Below are 10,494 nucleotides of genomic sequence, written 5' to 3'. Positions count from 1 at the left end.
GGTCGCCAAACTTCCGCCGCCCCGGGCGCCTTAACCCTTCCCCGATCCAACGGACCCGAAAGGGAAAACCCATGATGCCCCAGCCCTCGACCCCGCGCGTCTGCTCCCACTGCGACGGCTTCCCCATCGTCCACATCACCACCGGCAGCGGCACCCCCGACGGGCAGCGCCGCACCCTTCCCGCCTCCTGCCCGGCCTGCAAGGGCACCGGCACCCGCACCACCCGCGCCGTCCTCGTCCGCGCCGGGAAGTGACCACCTTGACCGACACCGCCCTCACTGCGGCGGGCCTGGACCCGGCCACCCTGAGCGACCTGCTCCGGGTGGCCGGGGCCCCCGGCTTCGACCGCCTCACCGAACAGATCCGCCGCACCGGAGGATGCTCCGCCCCCATCCGCCTCTCCGGCGGCACCAAGCTCCTCGACCCGAACACGAAGACCGTGCTCCACGCCTACAACACCGACACCGAACCCGGCGGCGTCCTGCGGGTCGCCTGCGGCAACCGCCGCGCCTCCCGCTGCCCCGCCTGCGCCTGGACCTACGCCGGCGACACCTACCACCTGATCCGCGCCGGACTCATCGGCAACCCCGACAAGGGCACCCCCGACACCATCCGCGACCACCCCCGCGTCTTCGCCACCCTGACCGCCCCGTCCTTCGGCCCGGTCCACAACCGGCCCGGCACCCGGCCGTGCCGCTGCGGAAAGCAGCACCAGGAGGACGCGCCCGAACTCGGCACCCCACTCAACCCCGATAGCTACGACTACGCCGCGGCGGTGCTGTGGAACAACCACGCTTCCGAGCTATGGCGGTACTTCACGATCTACCTCCGCCGCGAAATCGCCGCCCGCGCCGGCCTCACACAGACAGCTGCCCGCGAGCAGTCCCGCGTCTCCTTCGGCAAGGTCGCCGAGTACCAGAAGCGCGGCGCCGTGCACTTTCACGCAGTGATCCGCTTCGACGGACCGGCCGGCCCAGAGACCCCGCCCCCGGCCTGGGCCACCCTCGACCTCCTGACCGACGCCATCCGGGCCGCCGCCGCCCGCGTCCAAGTCGTCGTGCCCGCCGCCCCCGAGTACGGCGTGGACCAGGACGTGAAGCTGACATGGGGGAGCCAGCTCGACGTCCAGCCCATCGGCGCCTTCGGCCAGGGCGAAGACCTCACCGAACAGGCCGTCGCCGCCTACGTCGCCAAGTACGCCACCAAAGCCGCCGAGACCACCGGGTCCGTGGACCAGCGAGTGGGCAACAAGGAAGCCCTGATCCTCCTCGACGTCCCGGACCACCCCCGGCGCCTCATGGAAGCCTGCATGGACCTCGACCCGGCCTACCCGGACCGGCGCCTGAGGGCCTGGGCTCACATGCTCGGCTTCCGCGGGCACTTCTCCACCAAGTCCCGCCGCTACTCCACCACCCTCGGCGCCTTACGCCAGGTCCGCGCCGATTACCGCGCCGCCCAACAACGCACCGCCCTCGGCCTCCCGGACCCCGACGACAACCCCGAAGCCACCATCCTCGTCGTCGCCCACTGGAGCTACGCCGGCCACGGCGCCACCCCGGGAGAGTCCTGGCTCGCCGCCAACATCCGCCGCGACATCCAGCACAACCGCGAACACGCCCGCGAGATCCGAACCGAACTGGCCGAACTGGAAGGGGAGCTGGGATGAGCACCGTCACTGCGGAATTGCTGACCGTCACCGAGGTCATGGCACGGCTCAAGCTCGGACGCTCCACGGTCTACGACCTGATCCGCTCTCGACGGCTGACCTCGATCACGATCGGTCGGTCTCGCCGCATCCCCGCCGACGCCGTCCGGGACTTCATCGTCAATCAGATCGAGGAGGCCGTCTGATGGCGACCCAGCGCAAGCGCAACCCCAACGGGGCCGGCACCATCACCCAGCGGAAGGACGGCCGCTATCAAGCCGCCGTCTACGTACTCCAGCCTGACGGCACGAGGGCCAGGAAGTTCGCGTACGGCCAGACCTGGGCCGAGTGCGACACCAAGCGCCGCGCGCTCCTCGACAAGGCCGCCAACGGCATCCCCGTCCCCACCCGGTCCGCGAAGCTCTCCGAGTGGCTGCCTTACTGGCTCGACAACGTCATCAAGCCGCGCCGCAAGCTCAGCACTTACGACAAGTACGAGGCGCACGTCCGCCTGTACCTCATCCCGATGGTTGGCACCAAGCGACTTGAGTCTCTCGGCGTCGCCGACGTCCGGCGCTTCCTCGTGCAGCTGGAGAACAAGACCACCGCCGCGACGGCCAAGGAGTCCCACCGGGTCCTGCGTACAGCTCTCACCGCCGCCTGCCGTGAGGAGCTCATCACGCGAAACGTGGCCACCCTCGTCGAGCCGCCCCGGGCCAAGGCGCGGGAACTCAGCCCCTGGTCACTGGACGAGACGCTCGACTTCCTCGCCGCCGCTCGCCGGGACCCGCTGTACTCGGCCTTCGTTCTCGCCATCGCCATGGGCCTCCGTCGGGGCGAACTCGTCGGCCTGCGCTGGACGGACGTGGACCTCGACAAGCGTGTGTTGTACGTCCGGCAACAGACCCAGCGCCGCCGGGGCGTCCTGTACGACGACGATCCCAAGGGGCGTCGCCGGCGTGCAGTACCGCTCCCCGCCATGTGCATCGCACCCCTCCGCTGGCATCGGATGCGGCAGAGCGATCAGCGGGCCAAGGCAGGGGAGACGTGGCAGGACGGCGGCTACGTCTTCACCACGGCGAGCGGTCGGCCCGTCGAGCCCCGCAACGTGTACCGCTCCTTCACCCGCGTCGCCGCCTCCGCCGGCCTCCGCGTCATCCGGCTGCACGACGCCCGGCACGGCTGCGCCACGCTGCTCACCGCCGCCGGGGTCGCTCCTCGCGTCGTGATGGAGATCCTCGGGCACAGCCAGATCAGCATCACCATGGACGTCTACACGCACGTCGTCCAGGACACCCAGCGCGAGGCCATCAGTCACATGGACCGGCTGCTCAAGAGGCGGCCCGGTCGTGAGTGACCGCCGCCGTTGATGTCAGACGTAGATGTCAAAGGCCACCTACCAAGATCGGTAGGTGGCCTTTTCCCTTGTGCCCCCGGCAGGATTCGAACCTGCGACACCCGCTTTAGGAGTTCGACCGGCCTGGCCGTCCGCATCCAACAGCCGAAGGCTGTGCTGCCACTACCGACCGTCTCCGACCTTCCGCATCCGCCGCCGTTGATGTCAGCCGTTGATGTCAGCCGCCGGTCACCACCAGGATCGCTTCTTCTTCCGAAGCTCCTTCTTCTTCGCTTCGGCTTCCTTCTTCTTTCGGTCCGCCTGTGCTCGGGCTGTCCACTCTCCCTGATGTTGGTAGCACTGACCGCTGCCCACGACAGCCGGCCTCGTGCACCGGCCCCCGCTCTTCTTCGGAGCCCCACACTTCGGCTGGGTCACGCCCTCTCCCTCCCGAGAGTCCGCACGGACCCTGGCAGCGTCTCTCCAGCAGTGCGAGCTAGGAAGGCGCACACGGGAGCACAGTGGGGCACATGGCTAAGCGGCCGCCGGTCGACCGTTGCTGGCCGCAAGCGGAGAGGCCAACGACCTCTTTACAAGAGAGGGAGGGGGTATATGTCTCCTGACCTGCTCCGATGTACGCAGCGCTAGTACCCGGCCCATGAGCCGTCAAATGCCCTTCGTTCCCCGTGATTCCCCGCCCGAACTGGCACGGTTGTGGCACGTGAGTCAGGCTGGCGCACCGCCAGGAGCCGGAGGGAGCGGCTCAATCGGCCGCTCGATCGGCTTGGCGTTCAGCGCCTCCAGCTCTCCAGGTACTTCGAAGAGGTTGCGCAGTAGCTGAGTTGTGAAGCGCAGTGCCCGCTGTGCCATCTCGTGATCGACTCGCTCGTCGCTTGCATGAGCCCCAACATTCCCGATGGCTCGAATGTGATGCAACACCGGCCCAAAGCTCTGCGTGACATGGCCGTCAGAGATGAGCTTCTCGATGCTCCTCATGAGGACTTTTTCCTTAATGGAAAAGTGAGCGGCGGCAGCCTCCAGCGTTCTCCGCAGCTGCACTGCAGCCGCGTCAGGTACACCTACACCCAGTACTCGGATGGCATCCGAGTAGTAGCGCTCGACATCCTCGGGCAGGTGATTGATCACGGCCTCGGCGTCCGGCCCCTTCGGAACCACTTCCATAGCCAGAGCCTCTTGGGTGCTAGGGCCACTGTGCTCGATAAGCATGGCCCCTCCGCAGCTGGGACACCCAAGCACCGCCCAGAACCTGGAGTGGCCGTTTCGGTTCAAAAGCCCGATGCTGTGGCTCCTCGTGAGCAGGCGCGTATTGGTAAGGCCACACCAAGGACAGTCGCGAAAAGAGTGCTTTTCATGCCATGCCATGACGCGAGCGTAGCCAACAGGCGACGCCAGCACACCACTTACCTCAACTCCCATCCCGTCTGCCGTCGACCCACACATACGTGGAGCGGGCGCGGTGCCGGGCGTCCAGGTGGAGCGCGCCACTGTACGAACGACCTGGACGCCCGGTGCCGTGTCTGCTCGGCTTGTCCTGGGTCGACGGCAGACGGGTTGGGAGTTCCCCACCGCCACACCCCACCGGCCGGCACCCGCGTAGGGCGCCCCCGCCATCCCGGAGCCTGAGGCCCCCGCCGGAGGCATGTCGGTGACAGATGGAACCGCGGGGCCGTTGGGGCTCGACTCATGCCTTTGGGCCTATCCCGTCTTGCAGGGGCGGGCGTCGGCGCAGCGGGGGCGGAGCGGGCCGAAGGCAGGAGCGACGCCCCGAGCGGAGCCGGGAAGCCCGCCCGGCGGAGCGGCAGCGCAGCCGGGTGCTTGATGAGGTAGAGAAACCTGTAACAGCTCGCCCTAGAAGCGAGCGAAGATCACCGTTGCATCGTCGTGCCCTTTGGAGCGGGGCCATCGCTCACGGTCTGGGTCGCTCAGTTCGGCGTGGCGGACTCGGCGGATGAGAGAAGCTGGGCCGTGCTGTTCCAGGACGTCGAGGCAGTCTGCCCAGTCGCCAAAAGCGAAGGTGTCGACGAACCGGGCTGAGCCGTCAGTGAGAAGCGCCGCCCGTCTCAGGTGTGCGAGCGGCATGGCGCCCGTCAGAGCCTCGGCCGCAGCTTCGGGCTCCGCAGCAGCCACCCAAAAGCCACCCGGCCGGTTACGCAGTGCCCGTTCTTCCTCGACCAACGACGTGTGCGTTGCCCGTTCCTCCTGCGACCCCGGCGTGGCCGCGCGCAATGCGGCTCGCTTCTCGCTTGCCACCGCTTTCAGTCGCTGATCAGTGACGACCAAGGGCTTTTGCCCTTCGTCGAGGACGAGAGAGCCGTCTCCCAGCACTAGCCATTCTGCCTGCTCGTCCTGGACTCGAAGTACGGCGACCATGGCTGACGGGGAAAACGGACTGTCCGCATCGCAGGTCCCCCGGTGCAGATCCGCTGTCCGCTCAATGGCGGTAGCGAGGCAGTGAGTCAAGTCCCGTCGGCTTTCGGTGGCCTCCCTGTGCAGCGAGTTGCCCAGCCTCTGGACGAACCAAGCCACGCCGTGGATGCATCCGGTGGACAGTCCTTTTGGCATCCCGGCACCGTCCAGCACCACGACGCACTCGGCGCTGCCGATGGCGAAGTCCTCGTTGGGCCCCCCAGGCCGGGGGGTGCTGGACAGGGCGACATCCACGTCAGCTCACCTCGTGCAGAAGCAACTCACTGATCGCGCGGCTGTCTGTGATCGCCTTGGTTCCCTGCTCGTAGTCACAACCGATGACCATCGAGAACTCGGCCGTTCCGGCCTGCTGGTAGAGGTCTGCCAGGTGCTCCGTGAGGAAGTGCGCGACTCCCAGTGAGCCGACCGCGTGCACACCAGCGATCAGCAGGAAGGTCCCCTGCCCGTCGGGCCTCGGGAGCCTGCCCAAGTACGCCACATCCGAAGGGGTGGGGCTGTCAGGGTCATCGCTCGGCGAGGAGTACGTCTTGCCGCTGTCCATCTCGATCAGGGCCCACCGGCCATCCGGCAGCGTCTCGAACGAGAGGCGGGGGTCGGCCTGGAGGGCGGCCGCGGTCACTAGGGATGTCTTGGGGCCGCAGACAACGATGAGGTCTTCGCGGTTCAGGTCGATCTCGCCCGACGTCGAGATGTACCCCAGGTCTCCTTCGAGCTGAAGCTGATGAGCCAACGCCACCAGCTTCTGGCCCGTGGAGCTGTCCTCGAGCGCCACATACTCCCGCTCGCCCGGCCGCATGGGGACAAGTACCTGGACGGGACCGGTGCCGAGAAACACTCGCTCCGGCGGCGGGCCGGCGTCACGGAGCTGGGCCACGCGTGCCCGGCTGACGCCCATCAGCTTCGCTACGTCCGCCATCGAGTGCCCGTGATCACGAAGCCAAGCAATGCTCTCCTTGCGCATGCGCGAGGTCTCGACAACGGCGGCCTGGAGCTCCCCCATCAGGTCCACGGCGGCCTTCACGCGGAGCGCGTGATCTTGCATAGCGGCAACGCGCCGCACTTCATCAATCACGGCGAGCACCTCGCGGAACCGGACGGGGGACTGTCTTCATACCCAACATGCTAAGGGGGGTTGACACGTCGCACCAGTCGCATGCATCTTGGGTGGTAACCCCCCCCTTAACGGAGTGGGTCTCGACGCTCGGGCTGTTAAGCCCCCTTACCGGGAGAGTGGACATGCCGTCCTTCAAGATCGACCTTTCGACCGCCGTGGTGTTCGTGGCCACGGCCCCCGCCCCGAAGCTCGTCAGCAAGCAGACCGGTGAGCGCGCCATGGACCGGGAGACCGGTGCTGGTCTGTCCACGGTGGGCCTGCTGATCTCCGACGAGGGGGAGGGCAACCTCTACCAGGTGACCGTTCCGGAGACCGGGCTCCCCGACGGTCTGGCGCCCGGCATGCCGGTGTCGGTGATCGGGCTGAAGGCGCGGGACTGGGAGAACAACTTCAACGGTCAGGCCCGGCACGGCATCTCGTTCCGCGCGGTCGCTCTCACGGTCGGTTCCTGACCATGAACGCGACCGCCTTAACCGGCACGCTGGCGCTGGTCGCCACGGTTGCGCTGCTGCTGCGGTGGCAGCGTCCGGCCTGGTACTGGATGACCTTCGGCATCGCGACCGCCGTCGTGCGGCTCCTGGTCCGGTACTCCTCGGTCATGGACGCGTGCGGGCTGACCGTCCCGCCGTCCCGCTTCCGCCTCTCGGTCGCCCGGATGACCAACCGGCCGGTCCCAGAGCCCCGGGCACCCCGGATCCTCCGGCTCCGTCCGACGCGCACCGGTCTGGTGCTGCGGGTGAAGCTGCGGCCCGGGCAGGACGCGTTCGACTTCTCCGCCGCCTCGGACCGGCTGAGGCACTCATTCGTCATGCAGAACGTCACCGCCCGCGAGATCCGCTCCGGCGTGGTCGAACTGCGGATGACCGGCTACGACGTCCTCAAGCGCGTTCAGATGCCCGCCCTGACCGGTGCTGGTGTGATGCGGGTTCCGGTCGCCATGCGGGAGGACGGAGAGGTCTTCTACCGCGACTACCGCCAGAGCCCGCACGCGCTGAACGTCGGCGCCACCCAGTCCGGCAAGTCCGTCTACCAGCGCAACCTCGTCGCCGGCCTCGCCACGCAGGATGTCGCCCTGGTCGGCATCGACTGCAAGCAGGGCGTCGAACTCGCTCCACTCGCACGCCGGTTCACCGCTCTCGCCGACAACCCCGACACCGCCGCCGAGCTACTGGATGCGCTCGTCGAGCACATGGCGGACGTCTACCAACTCATCCGCCGCGAACAGCGGCTCAGCGCCGACGTCCCGGACGCCGAGATCACCGCCGACATCTGGGACCTGCCCGACCACCTGCGCCCCACCCCGATCGTCCTCGTAGTCGACGAGGTGGCCGAACTCGCCCTGTTCGCGTCGAAGGACGAAGAGAAGCGCCGGGACCGGATCATCACCGCCCTGGTCCGCCTCGCCCAGCTCGGCCGCGCGGCCGGCATCTATCTGGAGATCTGCGGGCAGCGCTTCGGCTCCGAACTCGGCAAGGGCATCACCATGCTCCGCGCCCAGCTCACCGGCCGTACTGCACACCGCGTCAACGACGAGACCTCGGCGAACATGGCCTTCGGCGACGTCTCCCCGGACGCCGTCCTCGCCACGATCCAGATCCGTACCGACCGCCCCGGCACCGCGGTGGCCGGTGACTCCTCCGGCGGCTGGGTCCGCATCCGCACGCCGCACCTCACGCTCCGGCGGGCCGTGAACATCGCGAACGCCCAGGCCCACCGAACCCCGGAGATCCCGGCGCTGGACGCCTTCCGGCCCGTCCTGCCGAGCCTGGTCAAGGTGCCCGCCACGGCAGCCGATACGGCTCCCGCGCTCGCCTGACACACCCCCATGCATCGGTTGGCGCGACCGCCTCACGCCACGTCCCTACCCCACCCATGCCCGAAACCGGAAGGAGGACCCGCGATGCGCCCCACGCTGCGACCGGACGCCGTCCTCGTACAGGCCGTGATCGCCGGTGCCCTGTCCTTCGCCCACCTGCACGACCTGGCCGCAGCAGCCGGACAGACCGGCTGGAAGGCGTGGGCTTACCCCGTCTCCGTCGACCTTCTGTTGGTCGCCGCGTGGCGTCGCCTTCGCACCTTGCGGGCCGCCGGCGCCTCTGCTCGCTCGGCCTGGACCTGGTTCACCGTCGCCCTGACCGCCTCACTCGGCGCGAACGTCGCCACCGCCGGACTCCTCGACCTCGGCCATGTCCCGGACTGGCTGCGCATCCTGGTCGCCGGATGGCCGGCGCTTGCGTTCCTCGGCGGCACCCTCCTGGTCCACACCCCGACGCCGACGGTCACACCTGAGGCGCCCGCCGGGAACACGGTCGTCGAGCGGAAGATCCCCGCGGAGCCTGAGCCGGAATCACCGCCCGTGCTGCCCACCGTCAAGCCCGACCCGGCACCCGAGCCCATCGCCGCCCCACCCGCTGTGGCTGTTCCGCCGGCGCTGGTCGCCCACGCCCGGAGGGTCGCCGACGACCACCAGAGCCGTACCGGCTCGCCGATCGACGCCGACACCCTGCGCGCCCGACTCGGGGTCCCGCCCGTGATGGCCGCCGCCATCGCCGCCCAACTCGCCTGAAGGAGGTGACCTCATGCCCGCTCACGACCGCTTCCACTCCGTGATGCGGATCGGACCCGTGCAGATCGGCACCCACCGCGACCGCCACGGACGGACCAAACACGTAGCCGCCTGCACCGCAGATGACTGCGGCTGGTCGGCCGACTACTCCAACCAGTCCGCCGCCCAGCTCGCCGCCCGCACCCACCGCTGCCAGCCCCGCTAACCGTCAAGGAGACCCGCGTCATGGACGTCCCGCTCTGGCTCGCCCTGATCGTCGTCGGCTACCTCGGCATCAAGCTCATCCGCCCGCCCTGGTGGCTCGTCGTCGTAATCCTCCTCGGCGGCTACCTCCTCGCCGACAGTCTCGTCGCCCCGCTCATCGACAACACCATCTACCAGTAGGGAGAAGCGTCATGCTCCGACCGCGCGTCCCGGTCAACCCGCTCCCGACCGGCACAGTCACCCCGCTCCTCCAGCCCACTGCCACGACCGACGCCCAGCGGATGGCCTGCAACCACGACCACACCCCCGCCCCGGTACCGGTCGCACCCGGCTCCACGGTCCAGCTCACCCCCGGCAGCGCGATCGCCCTCGCCGCCGGCGGTGGCGCGGTGGTCCTGGTCGTCGGCACCGTCCTGGTCTCGCTGCTCCTGGCGGTCGCCATCACCGGCGTCTCCGTCGCCCTGATCGCGGTCGTCCTGCGGCTACTCGTCCGCGACATGCAGAAGGGCCGGTGACCCTCATGGACACGTACACGATCGCAGCCGCGGGCTTACCGGCCCTCGGGTGGGCCCTGCACGGCGGACTGCTCTGGCGCCGCCTTGCCACCGCCCGCCGCGACCCTCTGACCGGCCTGCACACCCGCGCCGGATGGACCGCCCGCGCCGAACGTCTCATCGCCAGGCACCCGGGTGCGCTCGTGCTCCTGGTCGACCTGGACGACTTCAAGGCCATCAACGACACCCACGGCCACGCGGCCGGAGACGCGGTCCTCACCGCCACCGCACAGAGGCTGAGCAACTGGTGCGGACGCGACGGCATTGCCGCACGCCTCGGGGGAGACGAGTTCGCGGCCGTCATCACCAACCTCGGCGCCGCCAACCTGTCCGACCTCTGGTCCGCATTGGACACCCCGGTCACCCACGACGGGCACGTGCTGCGGGTCTCTGCCTCGGTCGGCCACTGCGCCTCCGAGCAGCTGCCGGTCCCGACCCTCACCGACGCCCTGTCCATGGCTGACGCGGCGATGTACGCGGCCAAGGGCCACGGCAGGCGCAACACACACTGAGCGGCCCCCGGAGCGGCCTCGGTCGCCAAACTTCCGCCGCCCCGGGCGCCTTAACCCTTCCCCGATCCAACGGACCCGAAAGGGAAAACCCATGATGCCCCAGCCCTCGACCCCG

At 68.9% G+C, this 10,494-nt stretch carries 14 protein-coding genes; 11 read left to right on the top strand and 3 right to left on the bottom strand.

The annotated features are described in order from the left end of the window. Positions 1–71 precede the first annotated feature (71 nt). The 4 genes from ACIA76_RS43220 to ACIA76_RS43205 are packed head-to-tail and all read left to right on the top strand — an operon-like array spanning position 72 to position 3,002. A complete protein-coding gene (locus tag ACIA76_RS43220) occupies positions 72–254 on the top strand; it encodes a hypothetical protein (protein WP_397161328.1) in 183 nt (60 codons plus the stop codon). Positions 255–259: 5 nt separating this feature from the next. Beyond that, the gene (repSA, locus tag ACIA76_RS43215; RefSeq protein WP_361429885.1) at positions 260–1,666 is read left to right on the top strand and encodes a replication initiator protein RepSA; all 1,407 of its coding nucleotides are present in this window, start codon (positions 260–262) and stop codon (positions 1,664–1,666) included. Next, positions 1,663–1,851, top strand: coding sequence for a helix-turn-helix domain-containing protein (locus ACIA76_RS43210; RefSeq protein ID WP_361429887.1), 189 nt, complete (start codon positions 1,663–1,665; stop codon positions 1,849–1,851). The genes repSA and ACIA76_RS43210 overlap by 4 nt, the downstream gene beginning before the upstream one ends. Continuing rightward, positions 1,851–3,002, top strand: coding sequence for a site-specific integrase (locus ACIA76_RS43205; protein ID WP_361429889.1), 1,152 nt, complete (start codon positions 1,851–1,853; stop codon positions 3,000–3,002). Before ACIA76_RS43210 ends, ACIA76_RS43205 begins: the two co-directional genes overlap by 1 nt. Positions 3,003–3,707: 705 nt before the next feature. On the opposite strand, the gene ACIA76_RS43200 is transcribed toward ACIA76_RS43205, so the two are convergent. From ACIA76_RS43200 to ACIA76_RS43190, 3 genes are all read right to left on the bottom strand, one after another. Beyond that, positions 3,708–4,163: a DUF4145 domain-containing protein gene (locus ACIA76_RS43200; protein WP_361429891.1), complete on the bottom strand. Its 456-nt coding sequence runs from the start codon at positions 4,161–4,163 to the stop codon at positions 3,708–3,710. Positions 4,164–4,850: 687 nt separating this feature from the next. After that, on the bottom strand, positions 4,851–5,663 hold the full coding sequence (locus ACIA76_RS43195) for a protein phosphatase 2C domain-containing protein (RefSeq protein ID WP_361429893.1): 813 nt from the start codon (positions 5,661–5,663) through the stop codon (positions 4,851–4,853). Position 5,664: 1 nt separating this feature from the next. After that, the gene (locus tag ACIA76_RS43190; RefSeq protein ID WP_361429895.1) at positions 5,665–6,501 is read right to left on the bottom strand and encodes a sigma-70 family RNA polymerase sigma factor; all 837 of its coding nucleotides are present in this window, start codon (positions 6,499–6,501) and stop codon (positions 5,665–5,667) included. Positions 6,502–6,665: 164 nt separating this feature from the next. On the opposite strand from ACIA76_RS43190, the gene ACIA76_RS43185 reads away from it, so the two are divergent. The 7 genes from ACIA76_RS43185 (at position 6,666) to ACIA76_RS43155 (ending at position 10,379) form a co-directional block, all read left to right on the top strand. Then, a complete protein-coding gene (locus ACIA76_RS43185; RefSeq protein WP_361429897.1) occupies positions 6,666–6,995 on the top strand; it encodes a hypothetical protein in 330 nt (109 codons plus the stop codon). 2 nt (positions 6,996–6,997) lie between these two features. Continuing rightward, entirely contained in the window at positions 6,998–8,359 is a 1,362-nt protein-coding gene (locus tag ACIA76_RS43180) for an FtsK/SpoIIIE domain-containing protein (protein ID WP_397161324.1), read from the top strand. An 84-nt stretch (positions 8,360–8,443) separates the two neighbouring features. Further along, positions 8,444–9,109, top strand: a complete 666-nt coding sequence (locus ACIA76_RS43175) for a DUF2637 domain-containing protein (protein WP_361429875.1) — start codon at positions 8,444–8,446, stop codon at positions 9,107–9,109. A 13-nt stretch (positions 9,110–9,122) separates the two neighbouring features. After that, the gene (locus ACIA76_RS43170) at positions 9,123–9,314 is read left to right on the top strand and encodes a mobile element transfer protein (RefSeq protein WP_361429877.1); all 192 of its coding nucleotides are present in this window, start codon (positions 9,123–9,125) and stop codon (positions 9,312–9,314) included. Positions 9,315–9,334: 20 nt separating this feature from the next. After that, positions 9,335–9,493: a hypothetical protein gene (locus ACIA76_RS43165; RefSeq protein WP_361429879.1), complete on the top strand. Its 159-nt coding sequence runs from the start codon at positions 9,335–9,337 to the stop codon at positions 9,491–9,493. 11 nt (positions 9,494–9,504) lie between these two features. Next, entirely contained in the window at positions 9,505–9,828 is a 324-nt protein-coding gene (locus ACIA76_RS43160; RefSeq protein ID WP_361429881.1) for a SpdD-like protein, read from the top strand. Positions 9,829–9,833: 5 nt separating this feature from the next. After that, the gene (locus ACIA76_RS43155) at positions 9,834–10,379 is read left to right on the top strand and encodes a GGDEF domain-containing protein (protein ID WP_361429883.1); all 546 of its coding nucleotides are present in this window, start codon (positions 9,834–9,836) and stop codon (positions 10,377–10,379) included. Positions 10,380–10,494: the final 115 nt, after the last annotated feature.

Origin of the sequence: Nocardia sp. NPDC051570, assembly GCF_044454005.1 — a bacterium.
In the GTDB taxonomy this organism is placed as follows: domain Bacteria; phylum Actinomycetota; class Actinomycetes; order Mycobacteriales; family Mycobacteriaceae; genus Nocardia.
Note: the sequence above shows the minus strand (reverse complement) of the source record. Positions and strands in the feature narration are given on the sequence as shown.